Origin of the sequence: Micromonospora jinlongensis (genome assembly GCF_013410645.1) — a bacterium.
Taxonomy (GTDB): Bacteria; Actinomycetota; Actinomycetes; order Mycobacteriales; family Micromonosporaceae; genus Micromonospora; species Micromonospora zamorensis.
In genome coordinates this window covers 221399-245967 of record NZ_JACCHK010000001.1, presented here as the reverse complement: position 1 = coordinate 245967, position 24569 = coordinate 221399, and the positions used below count along the sequence as shown (strand labels likewise).

Sequence of the window (24569 nt, the reverse complement as noted above, 5' to 3'; positions counted from 1 at the left end):
GTGGATCACGGAAAGTCGAGTTCGTTGTCGATCAGGTCGAAGATGTCCTCGGCGGAGGCGCCGTCGAGGTCGGCGTCGTCGGACGTCGCCGCAGCGGGCACGGCCGCTGCCGGTTCCACGGCGGCGAGCAGTTCCCGCAGCCGGGCCGTGATGCCGGTGCCGGCCAGCGCCTCGGCGTCCAGCGCCGAGATGGCGCCGGTCAGCCGGTCGAACGCGACGTGCACGGCGTTGCCGTCCGGCTCGGCACCGGTGGTGAGTTCCTTGCCGAGGTGCTCGGCGAGCGCCTGCGCGTTCGGGTAGTCGAAGACGAGCGTGGCGGGCAGCCGCAGCCCGGTCGCGCCGTTGAGCCGGTTACGCAGCTCGACGGCGGTCAGCGAGTCGAAGCCGAGTTCCTTGAAGGCGCGGGTGGCTTCGATCGGCTCCGAGGCGGGGCGGCCGAGGACCACCGTGGCGTGCCCGCGTACCAGATCGAGCAGGATCCGCTGCTGGTCCGCCGTGCCCAGCCCGGCCAGCCGTCGGCCCAGGTCGTCGCCGGTCTCGGCGGCGGCGGCCGCCGCCCGGCGGGCCGGGGCCCGCACCAGGCCGCGCAGCAGTGGCGCCACGGCGCCGCCCTGCCCGCGCAGGATCCCGGTGTCGATGTTCGCCGGGACCAGGATCGCCTCGTCGTGGCGCAGTGCCGCGTCCAGCAGGGCGAGTCCCTGGCCGGCGGTGAGCGGGGCCATCCCTCCGCGGGCCATCCGGGCGTGGTCGGTCGCGTCCAGGTGACCGGTCATCCCACTGGCGTCGGCCCACAGGCCCCAGGCCAGCGCCACCGCGGGTAGTCCCTGGTCGCGCCGGTGCTGGGCGAGGGCGTCGAGGAAGGTGTTCGCCGCCGCGTAGTTGGCCTGCCCGGCGCCGCCGAACGTGCCGGCGCCGGCGGAGAAGAGCACGAACTCGGCGACCGGCGCCGTCCGGGTCAGCTCGTGCAGGTGCCAGGCGGCGTCCACCTTGGGCCGCATCACCTCGTCCAGGCGCTCCGGTGTCAGCGAGCCGACCACACCGTCGGCGAGGACACCCGCCGCGTGCACCACGGTGCTGAGCGGGTGCTCGGCCGGGATGCCGGCGAGCAGCCCGGCCAGCGCGTCCCGGTCGGCGGTGTCGCAGGCGACGACCCGGGCCTGTGCGCCCAGCTCGGCGAGTTCCGCGCACAGCTCGGCGGCACCGGGTGCCTGCGGGCCGCGCCGGCTGGTGAGCAGCAGGTGCCGGCGGCCCTGTCGGGCGAAGTGCCGGGCCATCAGCGCGCCGAGCGTGCCGGTGCCGCCGGTGATGAGCACGGTGCCCTCGGGGTTCGGCCGGGGTGGCACTGTGAGGGCGATCTTGCCGATGTGCCGGGCCTGGCTGAGGAAGCGGAACGCCTCCGGCGCGCGGCGCAGGTCCCAGGTGCGCAGCGGCATCGGGCGCAGGTGCCCGGCCCCGAAGAGTGCGATCAGGTCGGTCCAGATCTCGCGGATCCGCTCGCCGCCGGCCTCGATGAGGTCGAACGCCTGGTAGCCGACGCCGGGGTGCTCGGCGGCCACGGTGTCGGCGTTGCGGATGTCGGTCTTGCCCATCTCGACGAACCGCCCGCCGCGGGGCAGCAGCCGCAGCGACGCGTCGATGAACTCGCCGGCCAGGGAGTCGAGGACCACGTCGACGCCGCGGCCGTCGGTCGCCGCGAGGATGCGCTGCTCGAAGTCGAGGCTGCGCGACGAGGCGATCCGGTCGTCGGCGAAGCCGTTGGCGCGCAGCACGTCCCACTTGCCGGGGCTGGCGGTGCCGAACACGTCGGCGCCGAAGTGCCGGGCGAGTTGGACGGCGGCCATTCCGACGCCGCCGGTCGCGGCGTGCACCAGCACCGACTGCCCGGCGCGCAGGTGGCCGGCGTCGACCAGCCCGTAGTAGGCGGTGAGGAACGCGACCGGCACGGTGGCGGCGACCGGGTACGACCAGTCGTCGGGGACCTTGGCGATCATCCGGTGGTCGGTGACGCCGATCGGTGCCATCGAGCCGGAGAAGAGGCCCATCACCCGGTCACCGACGGCGTAGCCGCTCACACCCGGCCCCACCTCGACGATCTCACCGGCCGCCTCGTTGCCGAGCACCTGCTGGTCCGGAACCATGCCGAGGGTCAGCACCACGTCCCGGAAGTTCAGGCCGCTCGCGTGGATGCGGACGCGCACGTGACCGTCCGGCAGGTCCCAGCCGATCTCCGGGCAGGGCAGCAGCTCCAGGTTGTCGAAGGTGCCCCGCTCCCGCACGTCGAGGCGCCACGGCTCGTCGCCGTCCGGCAGGACCAGGGCCGAGCTGGTCGCGGCGCGGGCCAGCCGCAGCGCGTGCGCGGTGCCACCCCGCAGCGCGACCTGCGGCTCCCCGGTGCCGGTCGCGGTGACCAGCGCGGCCGCCGAGGCGGCATCGCCGTCCAGGTCGGCGAGTTGGAGCCGGTCCGGGTTCTCCGCCTGCGCGGCGCGGACCAGGCCCCACAGCGGGGCGTGCACCAGGTCCTCGATCGGGTCTTCGGGGCCGGTCGAGACGGCATGGCGGGTCACCACCACGAGTCGGGCGTCCGGGCCGGTGAGCCAGTCCTGCAACAGGGCGAGGAAGGAGTGGGTTGCGGTGGTCGCGGCCGTGGCGACGGCACCGGCGGTGCCGCCCGGGCCGAGGGGCGCGATGACCAGGTCGGGGCGCCGGCTCGCGTCGCCGGCGACATCGGCGTACGCCACGACGTCGTGCCCGGCCTCGGCGAGGGCAGCGGACACGCCGATCTCGTCGGTGCCGAGGATCGCGACGAGGGCCGGAGCACTCGCGGCGGGAAGAGTCAGCGGGGTCCAGTCGAGACGGAACAGCGAGTCCCGGGCCGGGTCGTCGGCCGCCTCCAGGGCGCCTGCGGCGATCGGGCGCAGCACGAGCGAGGCGATCGACAGGACCGGGCTGCCGGTCTGGTCGGCGGCGAGCACCGAGACGGTGTCGGCGCCCAGCGGACGCAGCCGGACGCGCAGCACCTCCGCACCGGACGCGTTCAGGTCGACGTCGGTCCAGGAGAACGGCAGCAGCCCGCCCTGTTCCGGGCCGGCCGGTCCGAGGGCCAGGCCGATCGGGTGCAGTGCCGCGTCGAGCAGCGCCGGGTGCAGCCCGTACGCGTCGGCGTCGGTCCCCCGGGGCAGGGCGACCTCGGCGTACACGTCGTCGTCGGAGCGCCAGATCGCCCGCAGTCCCTGGAACGCCGGTCCGTAGCCGTAGCCACGGGCTTCCAGGTCCGGGTAGAAGGTGTCCACCGGCACGGCTCGCGCGCCGGCGGGCGGCCAGACCGGGAGAGGTTCCGGGGCTTCCGGTCGGGTGATGCTGAGCAGACCGGTGGCGTGCCGGGTCCACTGCTGTTCGGTGTCGGCGGTGTCCGGCCGGGCGTAGAGGGTGAATGCCCGGTCGGGGCCGTCCCCGGCGGCGTCGACCACCGCCTGTAGTGCCAGACCGGCCTGGTCGGGCACGATCAGCGGCCGTTCCAGTGTGAGGTCGGCGACGATCGCGCAGCCGAGCTGGTCGCCGATCCGGATGGCCAGGTCGAGCAGCGCGGTGCCGGGGACCACCAGGCGGCCGGAGACGCGATGGTCGGCGAGCCACGGGTGCGTGGCGAGGGACAGCCGCCCGGCGAAGATCGTGCCGTCGGCGCCGGCGAGTCCGAGGGCCGCACCGAGGACCGGGTGGGTGACGGGGGCCAGGCCGAAGGCCGAGGCGTCGCCGTGCGCCCGGGTGCTGGGGCGCGGCCAGTAGCGCTGGGTCTGAAAGGCGTACGTGGGTAGTTCCACGACGGGTGCCGCCGGGATGACGGTGTGCCAGTCGACAGGTGCTCCGCGTACCCATGCCTCGGCCAACGACCGGACCACCTGCTCGGGGCCGCCCTCACCACGACGCAGCGTGCCCACCGTGGCCACCTCGGCGGTGTCGGCGATCGCGCCGGTCAACACCGGGTGGGCGCTGACCTCAACGAAGATCCGATGCCCCGCCGCGTATGCCGCCGCGACCGCCAGGTCGAGGCGCACCGGCTGGCGCAAATTGCGATACCAGTAGGCCGCATCCATCACACGGCCGTCCTCCACCGTGGAGAACACGGGTACCTCGCCAGCCAGCGGCTGCACACCGTCGAGGACACGGGCCAGCTCCGCCTCCACCGGTTCGACCAGAGCGCAGTGCGAGGCGTAGTCGACCTTGACCCGCTTCGCCCGCACGCCGGCCGCCTCAGCGGCGGCCAGGAACGGATCCAGGTCAGCCCCGGCGACGGCAACGCTCGTCGGCCCGTTGACCACCGCGACACTCACACCCTCGGTCAACAACGGGGTGACCACGTCCAGGCCAGCGTTGACCGACACCATCCCACCACTGCCCGCGATCGACAGCAGCGCCCTGCTCCGCAACGCGACCACCTTCGCCGCGTCACTGAGCGACAGCACTCCGGCCACACAGGCCGCAGCGATCTCCCCCTGGGAGTGGCCGATCACCGCATCCGGGGTCACACCCCTGGCCCGCCACACCTCCGCCAGGGACACGTGCACCGCCCACAGGACCGGCTGCACCACGTCGACGCGCTCCAGCGGATCGTCGGAGCGCAACACGTCGAGGAGGTTCCAGTCCACGAACGGATCCAGGGCCGCCGCGCACTCCGCGATCCGCGCCGCGAACACCGGCTCCGCATCCAACAACCCAGTGGCCATGCCGACCCACTGCGAACCCTGACCAGGGAACACGAACACCACACCGGCATCGGGAACCGCCGCGCCAGAGACGACCGAGCCCGACGGGACACCATTCGCCAGCGCCTGCACGCCACCGGCAACGTCCGGACCCAGCACCACCGCCCGGTGGTCGAACACCGACCGGGACGACAACAACGAGTACGCCACCGACGACGCGTGGGCCGCCACCGACGACAACCGCGCGGCCTGATCAGCGACCGCCGCCGCCGTACGCCCCGACAGCAGCCACGGCGCACCCGACCCCGTCACCTCTACCGGCGCGACGACCGGCGCGGCGGGCGGTTCTTCGATGATCACGTGGGCGTTGGTGCCGGACATGCCGAACGACGACACCCCGGCCCGGCGCGGGCGCTCCCCCGCCGGCCACGGCCGCGCGTCCACGAGCAGCTCCACCGCACCCGCCGACCAGTCCACGTCGGGCGTCGGCTCGTCGACGTGCAGGGTGCGCGGCATCGTCTCGTGCCGCATGGCGTGGACGACCTTGATGATGCCGGCGACACCGGCGGCGGCCTGCGCGTGACCCATGTTCGACTTGATCGAGCCGAGCCACAGTGGCTGGTCGGCGGCCCGCTCCTGACCGTAGGTCGCCAGCAGCGCCTGCGCCTCGATCGGGTCACCGAGGGTGGTGCCGGTGCCGTGCGCCTCCACCATGTCCACGTCGGCCGCGGAGAGCCCGGCGGCGGCGAGTGCCTGGAGGATCACCCGTTCCTGGGCGGGCCCGTTGGGCGCGGTCAGTCCGTTCGAGGCGCCGTCCTGGTTGACCGCGGTGCCCCGGACCACGGCGAGCACCCGGTGCCTGTTGCGGACCGCGTCGGAGAGTCGCTCGACCAGCAGCATGCCGGCGCCCTCGGCCCAGCCGGTGCCGTCGGCGGCGGCGGCGAACGCCTTGCACCGGCCGTCACCGGCGAGGCCGCCCTGGCGGGAGAACTCGACGAACGTGCCGGGGGTGGCCATCACGACCGCGCCGCCGGCCAGCGCCAGGGTGCACTCACCACGTCGCAGTGCCTGTGCGGCCAGGTGCAGTGCCACCAGCGACGACGAGCAGGCGGTGTCGACGGTGACCGCCGGCCCTTCCAGGCCCAGCGTGTAGGCGACCCGCCCGGACGCGACGCTGGCCGCGTTGCCGGTGGCCAGGTAGCCGTCGAGGCCGTCGTCGGCGGCGCCCATCAGCAGTGTCGAGTAGTCGTGTGAGTTGGTGCCCGCGAACACGCCGGTCCGCGACCCGGACAGCGACGCCGGGTCGATGCCGGCCCGCTCGATGGCCTCCCACGACACCTCCAGCAGGAGCCGCTGCTGCGGGTCCATCGCCAGGGCCTCGCGGGGGCTGATCCCGAAGAACGCGGCGTCGAAGTCGGCGACGGCGTCGACGAACCCGCCCTGCGCGGTGTGCGACGAGCCCCGGTCGTCCGGGTCCCCGGCCAGGGCGGCCAGGTCCCAGCCACGGTCGTCGGGCAGCCCGGAGACCACGTCGGCGCCGTCGGCGACGATCCGCCAGAGGTCCGACGGGGTGCTGATCCCGCCCGGGTAGCGGCAGGCCATCCCGACGATCGCGATCGGCTCGCGGTCCGCGGCTTCGAGGTCGCGCACCTGGTCGCGGGTGCGCTGCAGTTCGTTGATCACCTTTTTGAGGGATTCGCGCAGGCGTAGTTCGTCCGCCATCAGAACGCTCCTTGATCGGGCCGGCGGGGCAGGATGTCCGGCGTTACAGACCGAGGTCGTTGTCGACCAGGTCAAACAACTCGTCGTCGGAGGCGTCGGCGAGGGCGTCCGGGACGCCGTCGGTCTCGGCCCCGCCGGTGTTCAGCTTCGCCAGCAGGCTCTGCAGGCGCAGGACGATGCGGGCTCGGCCGCTGTCGTCGCCGTCGCGGCTGGTCAGCGCCAGTTCGAGCCGGTCGAGTTCGGCCGCGGTGGGCAGGATCGTCGCGGTGTCGGGCAGGAGCTCGTTCTTGAGGTACCGCGCGAGCACGGTCGCGGTGGGCCGGTCGAAGACCAGCGTGGCGGGCAGTTTGAGGCCGGTTTCCCGGCTCAGGTGGTTGCGGACCTCGACGGCGGCGAGCGAGTCGAAGCCGAGTTCCCGGAACGCCCGGGTCGGCGGGATGCTGTCCGCCGAGGCGTGGCCGAGCACTGTCGCCGCCGCCGTGCGTACCAGTTCCAGCAGGTGCTTCTCCCGGTCCTGCTCGCCCAGGGCCGTGAGGTGGTCGCGCAAGGCCGTCACCGTGTCGGTGCCCGCCTGCGGGCCGTCGCCGTCCGCGTCGGCCAGGGCGTCGCGGGCCTCCGGCAGGTCGGCGAGCAGGCTGCTGTGCCGGGCCATGGTGTACGCCGGGGTGAACTTCGCCCAGTCGACGTCGGCGACAGTGGTGGTGGCGTCGGTGCCGCCGACCGCCCGGGCCAGGGCCGCGATCGCCGCCTCCGGATCGAGTGGCAGCAGACCGCGTCGGCGCAGGCGGTCCTCGACCGCGGGGTCGTCGGCCATGCCCGCCCCGGACCAGGGCCCCCAGGAGACCGCGGTGGCCGGGAGCCCGGTCACGCGCCGGTGCTCGGCGAGAGCGTCCAGGTAGGAGTTGGCCGCCGCGTAGCCGCTCTGACCGCCGCTGCCCCAGATCCCGGCGATCGAGGAGAACAGCACGAACGCGTCGAGGTCGTGGCCGGCGAGCAGTTCGTCGAGGTGGGTCGCGCCGTCCACCTTCACCCGGGTGACCGCCGCGAACTCCTCGGCGGTGCAGTCGTCCAACGGGGTGGGGTGGTCGACGCCGGCCGCGTGCACGACGGCCCGCAGCGGGGCGGGATCGGCGTGCACGTCGAGGAGCAGGTCGGCGACCGCGGACCGGTCGGTGACGTCGACAGCTGCGATGGTCACCCGGGCGCCGAGGCTCTGGAGTTCGGCGGAGAGTTCCGCGGCGCCGGGCGCCGCCGTTCCGCGCCGGCTGGTCAGGACCAGGTGTTCCGCGCCGGACCGGGCGGCCCAGCGGGCGACGTGCGCGCCGAGGCCGCCGGTGCCGCCGGTGATCAGGACGGTGCCGGTCGGCTGCCAGGAGGTGCCGTCGGCGTCGGAGGTGACCCGCACGAGGCGGCGTCCGTGCGTACCGGTGCGGCGGATGGCCACCTGGTCCTCGCCGCCGGCGGCGAGGACCGCGACCAGGTCGCCAGCGGTACGCTCGTCGATCTGCTCGGGCAGGTCGACGAGCCCTCCCCAACGTCGTGCGTGGTCGAGGGCGACGGCCCGGCCGAAGCCCCAGACGGTCGCCTGGGACGGCCGGCGCAGCGGGTCGGTGCGGTCGACGGTGACCGCACCTCGGGTCAGGCACCAGAGTGGGGCGCCCGCACCGCCGCTGTCGCCGAGTGCCTGCAGCAGGCGCAACGTCGACAGTGCGGGGTCGGTGCCGCTGTCGCACAGGGCCTGGAGGGAGACGACACCGGCCAGGTCGGGGGTCTCCGAGACGATCTGCCAGAGCTGGTCGGTGAGCACGCCCCGGTCGGTGAGGGTGTCGTCGACGGTCGTGGTGATGACGTGCGCGCCGTGCTCCTCCAGGGCGGTGCGCACCCATCGGGTGTCGTCGGTGGGTGACACCAGGAGCCAGGTGCCGGTGAGGCTGGGTGTCGCGCCGGAGGTGAACGGCTTCCAGGTGACCCGGTAGCGCCAGTTGCGGACGGTGTCGTGCTGCCTGCTGCGCTGCCGCCAGGTGGAGAGGACCGGCAGGGCGGCGTCGAGCGCCTCGCGGGCGGCGCTGTCGAGGTCACCGGCGATCAGGTCGAGGTCGGAGCGTTCGACGGCGTCCCAGAAGCGGGCGTCGGTGGGGTGCTCGCCGCGGGCGGTGGGCCGCACGGTGTCCGGCCAGTAGCGCTCGTGCTGGAAGGCGTAGGTGGGCAGGTCGACGCGCCGCGCGCCGGGGTAGCACTGGGCCCAGTCCACCGCGACGCCGCGCACGAAGACGTGGGCCAGGGCGGTGAGCAGGGCGGTCGGTTGGTCGCGGTCAGAGCGCTGCACGGGTACGAACACCGCGTCGGTCACACAGTCCGCGCCCATGGCCGACAGGACGCCGTCCGGGCCGATCTCCACGAACGTGGCGACACCCAGGTTCTCCAGGGTGGCGATGCCGTCGGCGAACCGCACCGCCTCCCGCACGTGCCGCACCCAGTAACCGGCGTCCTGCGCCTCCGCGACCTGCCCGGTCACATTCGACACCACCGGAATCCGAGGCTGCGCGTAGGTCAACGTTGCCGCGACCTGAGCGAACTCGGCCAGCATCGGCTCCATCAACACCGAGTGGAACGCGTGACTCACCCGCAGACGCTTCGACTTTTCAAAGTGAGCCGCCACCGCGGCGACCTCGTCAGCGGCACCCGACAGCACCACCGAACGCGGACCGTTGATCGCCGCGACCGACACCCCGTCGGTCAGCAGCGGCAGCACCTCCGCCTCAGTGGCCCGCACCGCCACCATCACCCCACCGACCGGCAGAGCCTGCATCAACCGACCCCGGGCCGCGACCAGCTTCGCCGCGTCGGCAAGGGACAACACCCCGGCGACGTGTGCGGCGGCGATCTCACCGATCGAGTGCCCGACCAGGTAATCGGGAGTGACACCGAACGACTCAACGAGGCGGAACAACGCCACCTCGACCCCGAACAACGCCGCCTGCGTGTGGACCGTCTGATCCAGGGCCTCCGCGTCATCCGCGATCACGTCGCGGATCGGCCGGTCGAGGTGGAGGTCCAGCTCCGCGCAGGCCGCGTCGAACGCGTCCGCGTACACCGGGAAGGCCTCGGCCAGGTCCAGGCCCATGCCGGGCCGCTGCGAACCCTGACCGGAGAAGACGAAGGCCAGCTTGCCGTCGGAGGTCTCGCCGGTCACCAGGCCGGCGGCCGGCTTACCGGCCGCTGCCGCCGCCAGGGCGTCGCCGTGCTGGGGGCCGAGAACCACCAGGCGTTCGGTCAGCGCCGCGCGGGTGGTGGCCAGCGAGTGCCCGACGTCGATCGCGTCCGGCTGTTTCCCGCCGGTCATCCAGGTCAGCAGGCGCGCGGCCTGGTCGCGCAGCGCGCCGGGGCTGCGTGCGGAGAGCGTCCACGGCACGATGCCCGCCTGCGGCCGGTGCCGGGCCGGCGGACTGGCGTCGGCGGCCGGTGGCTCCTCGATGATCACGTGCGCGTTGGTGCCGGACATGCCGAACGAGGAGATGGCGGCGCGGCGCGGGTGGTCGCCGGCCGGCCACGGTCGCGCTTCGGTGAGGAGTTCCACCGAGCCGGCGGACCAGTCCACGTGCGGGGTCGGCTCGTCGACGTGCAGGGTTCGCGGGAGGGTCTCGTGTCGCATCGCCTCGACCATCTTGATGATCCCGGCGACGCCCGCGGCGGCCTGCGAGTGGCCGATGTTCGACTTGATCGAGCCGAGCCAGAGCGGTTGGTCCTTCGGGCGGTCCTGGCCGTACGTGGCGAGCAGCGCCTGTGCCTCGATCGGATCGCCGAGCACGGTGCCGGTGCCGTGTGCCTCGACCGCGTCGACGTCGGCGGTCGTGAGGTCGGCGGCGGCGAGAGCCGCCCGGATCACCCGTTGTTGCGCGGGGCCGTTCGGGGCGGTGAGGCCGTTGGAGGCACCGTCCTGGTTGATCGCGCTGCCGCGGACCAGGGCGAGGACCTGGTGGCCGTTGCGTCGGGCGTCGGAGAGGCGTTCCACCAGCAGGACACCCACGCCCTCGGCCCAGCCGGTGCCGTCGGCGGCGGCGGCGAACGACTTGCACCGGCCGTCGGCGGCGAGACCACGCTGGCGGGAGAACTCGGTGAACGTGCCCGGGGTGGCCATCACGATCGCGCCGCCGGCGAGGGCGAGGTCGCACTCGCCGGACCGCAGTGCCTGGGCGGCCAGGTGCAACGCGACAAGTGACGACGAGCAGGCGGTGTCCACGGAGACGGACGGCCCTTCCAGACCCAGCGCGTAGGACACCCGGCCGGAGATGACGCTGGCGGCATTGCCGGTGGCCAGGTAGCCCTCCACGGCGTCCGGTGCCGCCATCAGCAGGGTCGGGTAGTCGTGGCTGTTGGTGCCGGTGAAGACGCCGGTGTGGGTGCCGCGCAGTGCGGCCGGGTCGATGCCGGCCCGCTCCACCGCCTCCCAGGACGTCTCCAGCAGCAGGCGCTGCTGCGGGTCCATGGCGAGCGCCTCGCGGGGTGAGATGCCGAAGAACCGGGCGTCGAAGTCGGCCACGCCGTCGAGGAAGCCGCCGGCTGCGGCGTACGAGGTGCCGCGGGCGTCGGGGTCGGCGTCGTAGAGGGCGTCCAGGTCCCAGCCTCGGTCGACGGGCAGACTCGAAACGGCGTCGGTGCCGGTGTCGACCAGTCGCCACAGGTCCTCCGGCGAGCCGACCCCACCGGGGTAGCGGCAGGCCATGCCGACGATGGCGATCGGTTCGTTGGCGGCGGCCGTCACCCGCGTCTCCGGGGTGGCACTGTCGTCGGCGCCGAGCAGGGCGGCCAGGTGGCCGGCGAGCGTGGCGGCGTTCGGGTAGTCGAAGACGACGCTGGACGGCAGGTGCAGGCCGGTCGTGGTGACCAACCGGTTGCGGAGTTCCACCGCGGTGAGGGAGTCGAAGCCGAGTTCGCGGAAGGGTCGGTCGGTGCCGATGTCGGCGACGCCACCCAACCCGAGGACCGCGGCCGCTTCGGTACGGACCACGTCCAGGAGTCGCTTCGCGCGTTCGGTGGCGCTCAGGCCGTCGAGGACAGTGCTCTGCGCGACCACATCCTCGACCGGGGTGTAGACCTCGTCCAGCAACGGACGCGGCCTGGCCGAGGTGAACGACGCACCAAACCGCTCCCAGTCCACGTCAGCGACCGTGACCGCCCGCTCCCCCGACCCCACCACCTGCGCGAACGCGGCCATCGCCAACTCCGCCGACATCGGCGGCAACCCCCGACGACGCAACTGCCCGTCATCACCGGCCGCCGCGACCATCCCCCCACCAGCCCACGGACCCCACGACAACGCCGTACCCACCACACCACGAGCCCGACGCGCCGCGATCAACCCATCCAAAAACGCATTCGCCGCCGCGTACGCACCCTGACCACCACTACCCCAGATCCCAGAGATCGACGAGAACACCACGAACGCGTCCAGGTCATCGGGCAGCAACTCGTCCAGGTGCACCGCACCTGCGGTCTTGCCGGACACGACCTCGTCCCAGATCTCAGGCGTGAGGTCAGTCAGCACCGCCGTCCGCTCGACACCTGCGGCGTGCACGACGGCTCGTACGGGTGCGTCCAGGCTCTGCAGCAACGCGCTGACCGCGTCCCGGTCGGCCATGTCGCAGGCGGCGACGGTCACCCGCGCACCTGCCGCCTCGACCGCGGCCGCGATGTCCGCCGCCCCTGCGGCCTGCGAACCGCGCCGCGACACCAGCACCACATGCTCGGCACCACGCTCGGCCGCCCACACGCCGACCCGACCACCCAGCGAGCCCGTTCCGCCGGTCACCAATACCGTGCCGGAGGGCTGCCAGGCCGGCTGCTCACCAGCCACCACCGCCGAACGGACCAACCGCCGCACGTACACACCGGAGGGCCGCACCGCCACCTGATCCTCGGCACCAAAGCCACCAGCCAACACCCGCACCAACCGGGCACCCACCCGCGCATCCCAGCCCGCCGGGACATCGACAAGACCACCCCACAGGTGCGGCAACTCCAGGCCGACCACCCGACCGACACCCCACACCGCCGAGGCCTCCGGACTGACCACATCCGCACGTCCCACCGACACACCGCCGGCCGTCACCACCCACAGCGGAGCGACAACGCCAGCCCGCACCAGCTCCTGCACCAGGGCGAGGGTGAGTTCAGCTGGGTCGGTGAGCCCGGTCTCCAGGGCGAAGAGCGAGACGACGCCGGTCACGTCCTCCGGCAGGTCGTTGAGGACGGCAGCGACGACGGCCCGGTCGGCGGTCGGGGCCAGTTCGACGCTGATGACGTCCGCTCCGGCGCCCGCCAGAGTGGTGGTGATGCCCTCGCCGGTGCCGGTGGGGCCGATGACCAGCCAGGAGCCGGTCAGGGCGGCCGCCGCGTCCCCGGTCGCCGAGCGCCACTCGACGCGGTAGCGCCGGTCGTCGAGGAGGTAGCCGTCCTGGCGCTTGCGGTGCCACTCGACCAGGGCCGGGAGCAGGTCGCCGGCGCTGTCCACGGTGATGCCGAGCCGGTCCAGGTCGCCGTCCTGGACGGCGGCCCAGAAGTCGTCGTCGCCGGCACCGGACGCCCCACCGTCGACGCCGGAGAAGACGTCGGCCAGGGTAGTGCTCGGCCAGTAGTCGCGGTGCCGGAAGGCGTAGGTGGGCAGGTCGATGAGGCGACCGCCGGGGTAGCACTGCGCCCAGTCCACCGGGACGCCGCGGACGAAGGCTCGGGCCAGGCCGGTGAGGAAGGTCAGCACCTGGTCGGGGGTCGCGCGCTGAAGGGGGACGAGCGCGGCCCCGGTAACGCAGTCCGCTCCCATGGCGGCGAGTACGCCGTCCGGGCCGATTTCGAGGAAGGTGGTGACGCCGTCGGCCTCCAGCGCCGCGATGCCGTCGGCGAAGCGCACCGCCTCGCGGACGTGCCGCACCCAGTAGTCGGCGTCCTGCGCCGTCGCGACCTGTCCGGTGATGTTGGAGACGACCGGGATGCGCGGCGGGTGGTAGGTCAGTCCGCCGGCCACCTGGGCGAAGGCGCCCAGCATGGGCTCCATCAGCGAGGAGTGGAAGGCGTGGCTGACCCGCAGTCGCTTGGACTTCTCGAAGTGGGCGGCGACGGTCGCCACCGCGTCAACGGCACCGGACAGCACTATCGAGCGGGGTCCGTTGATCGCCGCGATGTCCACGCCCTCGGTCAGCAGCGGCAGCACCTCGGCCTCGGTGGCCCGTACGGCCACCATGACGCCGCCGGCCGGCAGGGCCTGCATCAGCCGACCTCGGGCCGCGACCAACGTCGTCGCGTCGGTGAGGGACAGCACGCCGGCGACGTGGGCGGCGGCGATCTCCCCGATCGAGTGCCCGACCAGGTAATCGGGGGTGACCCCGAACGACTCGACCAAGCGGTAGAGGGCGACCTCATAGGCGAACAGCGCCGTCTGGGTGTAGAGGGTCTGGTCGAGCTCGACGCCCTCGGTGATCACGTCGCGCAGCGGGCGGTCCAGGTGGATGTCGAGTTCGGCGCAGGCCGCGTCGAACGCGTCGGCGAAGACCGGGTACGTCTCGGCCAGTTCCAGGCCCATGCCCGAGCGCTGGGATCCCTGGCCGGAGAAGACGAACGCGAGCTTGCCGTCGGAGACCTCGCCCACGACCAGACCGGCCGTCGAGGTGCCGGCCGCGAGCGCGTCGAGGGCGTCACGGTGGTCGGCGCCGAGCGACACAGCCCGGTACGGCAGGGCGGCGCGATGCGTGGCGAGGGTGTGACCGACGTCGACGGGCTCGGTTTCGGGTCGTTGGTCGAGGTGGTTGGTGAGTCGGGTGGCCTGGGCGCGCAGGGCGTCGTCACTGCGCGCGGAGATCAGCCACGGCACCACCGCGTTCGGCGCGGCGGTCGGAGAGTCAACTGCTTCGCTGGTGGGTGGTTCCTCCAGAATCAGGTGGGCGTTGGTGCCGGAGAATCCGAACGACGACACCCCGGCGCGGCGGGTTCGGCCGGCCTGCGGTTGCCACGGGCGGGTCTCGGTCAGCAGCCGCACATCACCGGCGGACCAGTCGACCTGGGGGGTGGGCTCGTCCACGTGCATCGTCGCGGGCAGCACCCCGTGCTTGAGCGCCTGGACCATCTTGATCACCCCGGCGACGCCTGCGGCGGCCTGGGTGTGGCCGATGTTCGACTTGACCGACCCGAGCCACAGTGGCTGGTCGGCGAGGCGGTCCTGGCCGTAGGTGGCGAGCAGCGCCTGCGCCTCGATCGGGTCGCCGAGCCGGGTTCCGGTGCCGTGCGCCTCCACCACATCCACATCGGAGGTCGAGAGATCAGCGGCCGCGAGCGCGGCTCGGATCACCCGCTGCTGCGACGGACCGTTCGGTGCGGTCAAACCATTCGAGGCGCCATCCTGATTGACCGCACTCCCCCGCACCACCGCCAACACCGGATGCCCGTTGCGCACCGCGTCCGACAAGCGCTCCACCACCAGAACGCCAACACCCTCCCCCCACGCCGTGCCATCCGCCGCCGCCGCGAACGCCTTACACCGCCCATCACCGGACAACCCCCGCTGCCGCGAAAACTCAATGAACGTCCCCGGCGTCGACATCACCGTCACACCACCGGCCAGAGCCAAACCACACTCACCCGACCGCAACGCCTGCACCGCCAAATGCAACGCCACCAACGACGACGAACACGCCGTATCAACAGTGACCGCCGGACCCTCCACACCTAACACATACGAAACCCGACCCGACAACACACTCGCCGCATTACCCGTCCCCAGGAAACCATCAGCCTCCCGCGGCACCGCCAACAACAACGTCGAATAATCCTGACCATTAGTCCCCGTGAACACACCAACCGGCGAACCCCGCAAACCCAACGGATCCACACCCGCCGACTCCAACGCCTCCCACGACACCTCCAACAACAAACGCTGCTGCGGATCCATCGCCAACGCCTCACGCGGCGACACCCCGAAAAACGACGCGTCGAACCCCGCCACACCCTCCAAAAACCCACCCGACGACACATACGACGTCCCGAACGACTCCCCATCACCGGCCAACCCCGACAGATCCCAACCCCGATCCGACGGAAACTCCACCACCCCATCCCCACCCGAAACCACAAAATCCCACAACTCATCCGGCGAACCCACACCACCCGGAAAACGACACGCCATACCCACAATCGCCACCGGCTCATCCACCACCACCGACGACGAAGCGACAACCTCCGGGCCAGAACCCTGATCCCCACCCAACAACGACCCCAAAAACCCCGCCAACACACCCGCCGACGGATAATCAAAAACAACGCTCGACGGCAATTGCAGACCGGTCGTGGCGGCCAACCGGTTGCGGAGTTCCACCGCGGTGAGGGAGTCGAAGCCGAGTTCGCGGAAGGGTCGGTCGGTGCCGATGTCGGCGACGCCACCCAACCCGAGGACCGCGGCCGCTTCGGTACGGACCACGTCCAGGAGTCGCTTCGCGCGTTCGGTGGCGCTCAGGCCGTCGAGGACAGTGCTCTGCGCGACCACATCCTCGACCGGGGTGTAGACCTCGTCCAGCAACGGACGCGGCCTGGCCGAGGTGAACGACGCACCAAACCGCTCCCAGTCCACGTCAGCGACCGTGACCGCCCGCTCCCCCGACCCCACCACCTGCGCGAACGCGGCCATCGCCAACTCCGCCGACATCGGCGGCAACCCCCGACGACGCAACTGCCCGTCATCACCGGCCGCCGCGACCATCCCCCCACCAGCCCACGGACCCCACGACAACGCCGTACCCACCACACCACGAGCCCGACGCGCCGCGATCAACCCATCCAAAAACGCATTCGCCGCCGCGTACGCACCCTGACCACCACTACCCCAGATCCCAGAGATCGACGAGAACACCACGAACGCGTCCAGGTCATCGGGCAGCAACTCGTCCAGGTGCACCGCACCTGCGGTCTTGCCGGACACGACCTCGTCCCAGATCTCAGGCGTGAGGTCAGTCAGCACCGCCGTCCGCTCGACACCTGCGGCGTGCACGACGGCTCGTACGGGTGCGTCCAGGCTCTGCAGCAACGCGCTGACCGCGTCCCGGTCGGCCATGTCGCAGGCGGCGACGGTCACCCGCGCACCTGCCGCCTCGACCGCGGCCGCGATGTCCGCCGCCCCTGCGGCCTGCGAACCGCGCCGCGACACCAGCACCACATGCTCGGCACCACGCTCGGCCGCCCACACGCCGACCCGACCACCCAGCGAGCCCGTTCCGCCGGTCACCAATACCGTGCCGGAGGGCTGCCAGGCCGGCTGCTCACCAGCCACCACCGCCGAACGGACCAACCGCCGCACGTACACACCGGAGGGCCGCACCGCCACCTGATCCTCGGCACCAAAGCCACCAGCCAACACCCGCACCAACCGGGCACCCACCCGCGCATCCCAGCCCGCCGGGACATCGACAAGACCACCCCACAGATGCGGCACCTCCAGACCCACCACGCGACCCACACCCCAGACCGCGGACGCTTCCGGGGTGACGGCGTCGGCGCGGCCCACTGGTGCACCGCCGGTGGTCACCACCCACAGCGGGGCGGTCATACTCGCGCCAGTCAGCTGCTGCACCAGGGCGAGCAGTTCGGCTCCGGTGTCGGGCAAGGCGACGATGCCGGCGATCGGTGCGGACAGGTCGCCCAGCTCGGTCGAGTCGTGCGCGTGGAGCACCTCGGCTCCGGCTTCGGTCAGGGTCCGCGCGAGGGAACCGACAAGGTTCTCGTCGGCCCGATCGACGCCGGCGATCAGCCAGCGGCCGTCGAGGGTGTCGGCGGCCTCTCCGGTGACCGGCCGCCAGGTGGCCCGGTAGCGCCAGCCGTCGACGACTTCGGCGTCCTGGCGCTTGCGGCGCCACTCGACCAGGGCCGGGAGCAGGTCACCGGCGCTGTCCACGGTGATGCCGAGCCGGGCCAGGTCACCGTCCTCGACGGCGGCCCAGAAGTCGGCGTCGGCCGGCTCGCCCGCGTCGGTGACGGCCACCGGCTCGGGAACGCTCGGCCAGTAACGCTCGTGCTGGAACGCGTAGGTGGGCAGGTCGATGAGGCGTCCACCGGTCAGGCACGGCGTCCAGTCCACCGCGACGCCGCGCACGAAGACCTGGGCCAGGGCGGTAAACAGGGTGGTCGGTTGGTCCCGGTCAGAGCGTTGCACGGGTACGAACACCGCGTCCGTCACACAGTCCGCGCCCATCGCGGCCAGAACCCCGTCGGGGCCGATCTCGACGAATGTGGCGACACCCAGGTTCTCCAGGGTGGCGATGCCGTCGGCGAACCGCACCGCCTCCCGCACGTGCCGCACCCAGTAGCCGGCGTCCTGCGCCTCCGCGACCTGCCCGGTCAGGTTCGACACCAGCGGAATCCGCGGCGACGCGTAGGTCAACGTCTCCGCGACCTGAGCGAACTCGGCCAGCATCGGCTCCATCAACACCGAGTGGAACGCGTGACTGACCCGCAGCCGCTTCGACTTGTACTTCTTCGCCACCGCGGCCACCTCGTCGGCGGCACCCGACAGCACCACCGAACGTGGGCCGTTCACCGCCGCGACCGACACCCCGTCGGTCAGCAGCGGCAACACCTCCGCCTCGGTAGCCCGCACCGCGACCATGACCCCACCCGACGGCAGTGCCTGCATCAAGCGGCCTCGGGCCGCGACCAGCTTCGCCGCGTCAGCGAGGGACAGCACCCCGGAAACGTGTGCGGCGGCGATCTCCCCGATCGAGTGCCCGACCAGGTAGTGCGGTGTGACACCGAACGACTCAACGAGGCGGAACAACGCCACCTCGACCGCGAACAACGTCGCCTGCGTGAAGACGGTCTCGTCCAGGGCCTTCGCGTCGTTCGCGATCACGTCGCGGATCGGCCGGTCGAGGTGACGGTCCAGCTCGGCGCAGACCGCGTCGAACGCGTCCCCGTACACCGGGAAGGTCTCGGCCAGCTCCAGGCCCATGCCGGGCCGCTGCGAACCCTGACCGGAGAAGACGAAGGCGGTGCGCCCGCCCTGCGCGGTGCCGGTGACCAGACCGGGAGCCGCAGCTCCGGCGGCGAGGGCAGTCAACGCTGCCTGCCGATCCTCAGCCAGGACGACAGCCCGGTGCGCGAGGGTGGCGCGAGCGGCCAGCGAACGACCGACGTCTGCCGGGTCGGTTCCGGGTCGTTGGTCGAGGTGGTTGGCGAGTCGGGCGGCCTGGGCGCGCAGGGCGTCGTCGCTGCGCGCGGAGATCAGCCACGGGACCGGGCCCGCTTGAGTAGCCGGGCGGTCGGTGGGTTCGGTGGTGGGTGGTTCCTCCAGAATCAGGTGGGCGTTGGTGCCGGAGAACCCGAAGGAGGACACACCCGCCCGGCGTGGTCGGTTGGTCTGTGGGTGCCAGGGGCGGGTTTCGGTGAGCAACCGCACCGCACCGGTCGACCAGTCGACCTGCGGAGTCGGCTCGTCCACATGCAACGTCGCGGGCAACACATTGTGCTTGAGGGCCTGGACCATCTTGATGACACCCGCGACACCCGCGGCGGCCTGGGTGTGGCCGATGTTCGACTTGACCGACCCCAACCACAACGGCTCACCACCAGCACGGTCCTGCCCATAGGTGGCCAACAACGCCTGCGCCTCGATCGGGTCACCCAACCGGGTGCCCGTGCCATGCGCCTCCACCACATCAACATCAGTAGCACCCAACCCCGCGCTGCCCAACGCCGTACGAATCACCCGCTGCTGCGACGGACCGTTCGGTGCGGTCAAACCATTCGAGGCACCGTCCTGATTGACCGCACTCCCCCGCACCACCGCCAACACCGGATGCCCGTTGCGCACCGCGTCCGACAAGCGCTCCACCACCAGAACGCCAACACCCTCACCCCACGCCGTGCCATCCGCCGCCGCCGCGAACGCCTTACACCGCCCATCACCGGACAACCCCCGCTGCCGCGAAAACTCAATGAACGTCCCCGGCGTCGACATCACCGTCACACCACCGGCCAGAGCCAAACCACACTCACCCGACCGCAACGCCTGCACCGCCAAATGCAACGCCACCAACGACGACGAACACGCCGTATCAACAGTGACCGCCGGACCCTCCACACCTAACACATACGAAACCCGACCCGACAACACACTCGCCGCATTACCCGTCCCCAGGAAACCATCAGCCTCCCGCGGCACCGCCAACAACAACGTCGAATAATCCTGACCATTAGTCCCCGTGAACACACCAACCGGAGAACCCCGCAAACCCAACGGATCCACACCCGCCGACTCCAACGCCTCCCACGACACCTCCAACAACAAACGCTGCTGCGGATCCATCGCCAACGCCTCACGCGGCGACACCCCGAAAAACGACGCGTCGAACCCCGCCACACCCTCCAAAAACCCACCCGACGACACATACGACGTCCCGAACGACTCCCCATCACCGGCCAACCCCGACAGATCCCAACCCCGATCCGACGGAAACTCCACCACCCCATCCCCACCCGAAACCACAAAATCCCACAACTCATCCGGCGAACCCACACCACCCGGAAAACGACACGCCATACCCACAATCGCCACCGGCTCATCCACCACCACCGACGAAGCGACAACCTCCGGGCCAGAACCCTGATCCCCACCCAACAACGACCCCAAAAACCCCGCCAACACACCCGCCGACGGATAATCAAAAACAACACTCGACGGCAACTGCAAACCCGTCACCACATTCAACCGATTACGCAACTCCACCGCAGTCAGGGAGTCGAAGCCGAGTTCCTTGAACGGTTGGTCGGCGTCGATCAGGCCGGCGCCGGTGTGCCCGAGGACGGCGGCGGCGCTGGTGACCACCAGGTCGAGCAGCTCGCGGGCCCGCTCCTCCGCGCTCATCGCGGCGTACCGACCGGCGGCCGGCGCGGCCGGCTCCGCGGTGGCGGCCTGGAGGCGAAGGTGGTCGGGCAGCGTGCTGACCAGGGGACGGACGCGGGCCGACGCGTACATCGGGAGGAAGCGGTTCCAGTCGACGTCGGCGATGGTCACGCAGGTCTCGTCGTGGTCGAGGACCGACTGGAGGCCGGAGAGGGCGAGTTCCGGGTCGAGGGTGAGCAGGCCACGCCGGCGCAGCTGCTCGGTGATCTCCGGGTCTTCGGCCATGCCCCCGCCGGCCCAGACGCCCCAGGCGATCGAGGTGGCCGCGCGGCCACGGGCGCGGCGCCACTCGACGAACGCGTCGAGGAAGGCGTTGCCCGCCGAGTACGCGGCCTGCCCTCCGCTGCCCCAGACACCGGAGATGGAGGAGAACAGGACGAAGGTGCTGGGTTCGTCGCCGAGCGCGGCGTCCAGGTTGATCGCACCGGCGACCTTGGCGGCCAGGACCGCGTCGAGGTCGGCGTCGGTGGCGGTGGCAAGGTCGGTGTGGTGGTCGACGCCGGCGGCGTGCACCACGGTGCCGATCCGCTCGCCGTCCGCCCGCAGTCGCTCGACCAGCCGGTTCACCTCTGCGGGGTCGGCGACGTCGCAGGCGGTGACTGTCACCCGGGCGCCGTGGCGGCGGACCTCGGCAGCCACCAGATCAGCGTCGGGGGCGTGGATGCCCCGGCGGCTGACCAGGACCACGTGTTCGGCGCCGCGGACCGCGACCCAGCTCGCCATTCGGGCACCGAGACCGCCGGTTCCGCCGGTGATCAGGACGGTGCCGCGCGGCAGCCACGCGTCGCGGGGCGCGGCGGCGGGGCGCGGGTCGCGAAGCAGGCGGCGTACGTAGGTGCCGGAACCGCGTACCGCGATCTCGTCCTCGCCGCTGCCGAGCAGCGCGGCGGCTACCCGTTCGGCGGCGCGCTGGTCGAGCTTCTCGGGCAGGTCGATGAGGCCGCCCCAGAGGTGGGGGCGTTCCAGGCCGAGGACACGGCCGAGACCCCAGGCCAGGGCCTGGCGGGGCGCGTCGAGGTGGTCGGCGCGGCCGGTGGAGACGGCGCCCCGGGTGGCGGCCCAGAGTGGCGCTTCCAGGCCCGCGTCGGCGCAGGCCTGCGCGGCGGTCAGGAGGGTCGCCGCCGGGTCGAGCGCGGGGTCCAGGGCGAGCAGGGACAGGATGCCGTCGGCGGGCCCGGCGGCGCGCAGTCGCTCGGCGAGAGTGCCGCGCTCCGGTGTCACGGTGAGCACTGTGGTGTCGCCGAGCGCGGTCAGCAGCGTCGCGTCGACGTCGACGTCGGCGCTGGTCAGCACGAGCCAGCGACCGGTCGCCGGCGTGCGGGGCGAGCCGGTCAGCGGCTCCCAGCCGATCCGGTAGCGCAGCGTGTCGAGCACCGCGTGGGTGTGCCGTCGCCGCCGCCACGCGGAGAACGCCGGCAGCAGCGCTTCCAGGGTTTCGCGGTCCTCGTCCGAGCCGAGGCCCAGGGTTTCCGCGAGGAAGGCGGTGTCCTGGCGCTCGATCGCCGACCAGAAGTGCCCGTCGGCCGGATCGCCGGCCGTTTCCGTCCGCTCGGCGGGCGGCGAGGTGAGCCAGTACTGCTGCCGCTGGAAGGCGTAGGTGGGCAGGTCGATCAGTTGTCCGCCGGCCAGGTACGAGGTCCAGTCCACCGCGACGCCGCGCACGAAGACCTGGGCCAGGGCGGTGAGCAGGGTGGTCGGTTGGTCGCGGTCAGAGCGTTGCACCGGTACGAACACCGCGTCGGAAACGCAGTCCGCGCCCATCGCCGAGAGCACGCCGTCCGGGCCGATCTCCACGAACGTGCTGACACCCAGACCCTCCAGGGTGGAGATGCCGTCGGCGAAGCGCACCGCCTCCCGCACGTGCCGCATCCAGTAGTCGGCGTCCTGCGCCTCCGCGACCTGCCCGGTCACGTTCGACACCACCGGAATCCGCGGCGACGCGTAGGTCAACGAACCCGCGACCTGAGCGAACTCGGCCAGCATCGGCTCCATCAACACCGAGTGGAACGCGTGACTGACCCGCAACCGCTTCGACTTCTCAAACCTCGCGGCGACCGCGGTCACCTCGTCGGCCACACCGGACAGCACCACCGAACGCGGACCGTTCACCGCCGCGACCGACACCCCGTCGGTCAACAACGGCAGCACCTTCGCCTCGGTGGCCCGCACCGCGACCATGACGCCACCCGACGGCAGGGCCTGCATCAACCGACCACGGGCGGCGACCAACTTCGCCGCATCCGACAGGGACAGCACCCCGGAAACGTGCGCGGCGGCGATCTCACCAATCGAGTGCCCCACCAGGAAGTCCGGCGTCACGCCGAACGACTCAACGAGGCGGAACAGCGCGACCTCGACCGCGAACAACGCCGCCTGCGTGTAGACGGTCTGATCCAGGTCGGTTCCCTCGGCGATCACCTCGCGCAACGGGCGGTCGAGATGACGATCCAGCTCCGCGCAGGCCGCGTCGAACGCCTCAGCGAACACCGGGAACGACGACGCCAACCCCAGCCCCATACCCGGCCGCTGCGACCCCTGACCGGAGAACACGAACGCCGTCTTGCCCCGCACCACCGACCCGACGACCGGACCCGACTCACCAGCAGCCAGCGCCGCCAGCTCCTCCGACCCGAACACCACCGCCCGATGCGCGTGCAACGACCGCGACGACACCAACGAGAACCCGACATCCACCGGATCCACACCCGTCACCGCCGCCAACCGCGACGCCTGACCCCGCAAACCCTCCGGCGACCGAGCCGACAGCACCCACGGCACCCGTGCCGGCAGGACGACTGCGTCCCGCTGCGGGACGTCGGCGGCCGGCGGTTCCTCGATGATGACGTGCGCGTTGGTGCCGGAGACCCCGAACGACGACACACCCGCCCGGCGCGGCCGGTCCTCGGTGCCGGGCCACGGCCGGGCCGTGGTGAGCAGTTCCACAGCGCCCGCCGACCAGTCCACCTGTGGCGTCGGCTCGTCCACGTGCAGCGTTCGCGGCATGGTCCGGTGCCGCATCGCCATCAGCATCTTGATGATGCCGGCGACACCGGCGGCGGCCTGGGTGTGCCCGATGTTCGACTTGATCGACCCCAGCCACAGCGGCTCGTCGGCGGATCGGTCCTGGCCGTAGGTGGCGATCAGGGCCTGCGCCTCGATCGGGTCACCCAGGGTGGTGCCGGTGCCGTGCGCCTCGACGAGGTCGACGTGCTCGGCGGGGACCCGGGCGTTGGCCAGGGCGCTACGGATGACGCGCTGCTGGGCCGGGCCGTTCGGGGCGGTCAGGGCGCTGCTGGCGCCGTCCTGGTTGACCGCGGTGCCCCGGACGACGCCGAGGACGCGGTGGCCGTTGCGGACCGCGTCGGAGAGCCGTTCCAGGAGGAGCATGCCGGCGCCCTCGGCCCAGCCGGTGCCGTCCGCGGCGGCGGCGAACGACTTGCACCGGCCGTTGGTGGAGAGGCCGCGCTGCTTGCTGAAGTCGACGAACACGACCGGGGTGGCCATCACGGCGACGCCGCCGGCCAGGGCGAGCGAGCATTCTCCCTGACGCAGCGACTGGACCGCCAGGTGCAGGGCGACCAGCGACGACGAGCAGGCGGTGTCGACGGTGACCGCCGGCCCCTCCAACCCCAGGGTGTACGCGACCCGACCGGAGGCGACGCTGCCGGAGTTGCCGGTGCCGAGGTAGCCGGCGACGTCGTCCGGGATGCTGTTCAGGTTGACCGCGTAGTCGTGGTACATGACGCCGGCGAACACCCCGGTACGGCTGCCGCGCAACCCGGTCGGGTCGATGCCGGCCCGCTCGAAGGTTTCCCAGGACGTCTCCAGCAGCAGGCGCTGCTGCGGGTCCATGGCGATGGCCTCGCGCGGTGAGATGCCGAAGAAGGCCGGGTCGAACTGGCCGGCCCCGTGCAGGAAGCCACCCTCGTGGGTGTACGACGTCCCGGTGTGGTCGGGGTCCGGGTGGTAGAGGGACTCCAGGTCCCAGCCGCGGTCGACGGGGAACTCGGTGATGCCGTCCCGCTCGTCGGCGACCAGGCGCCACAGGTCCTCGGGCGTCTCCACACCGCCGGGGTAGCGGCAGGCCATGCCGATGATCGCGATCGGCTCGCGATCGCGCTCCTCCATCTCGCGCAACCGCTGACGGGTGTCGCGCAGGTCGCTGGTGGCGCGCTTGAGGTAGTCCAGGAGCTTGGCTTCGTCGGCCATCA

1 protein-coding gene and 1 pseudogene are annotated in these 24569 nt (G+C 71.9%); both read right to left on the bottom strand.

Annotation, left to right across the window (positions count from 1 at the left end; translation table 11 throughout):
• Positions 1-5: 5 nt before the first annotated feature.
• Positions 6-6338, bottom strand: a pseudogene (locus HNR22_RS00935) (type I polyketide synthase); the annotation flags it as partial.
• A gap of 127 nt (positions 6339-6465) precedes the next feature.
• A complete protein-coding gene (locus tag HNR22_RS00930; RefSeq protein WP_179778566.1) occupies positions 6466-24567 on the bottom strand; it encodes a type I polyketide synthase in 18102 nt (6033 codons plus the stop codon).
• Between the last annotated feature and the right edge of the window lie 2 nt (positions 24568-24569).

What these genes read in the sequence shown, in the direction of transcription:
- HNR22_RS00930 (WP_179778566.1), bottom strand. Translation starts at nt 24,567, where the DNA reads ATGGCCGACGAAGCCAAGCTCCTGGACTACCTCAAGCGCGCCACCAGC.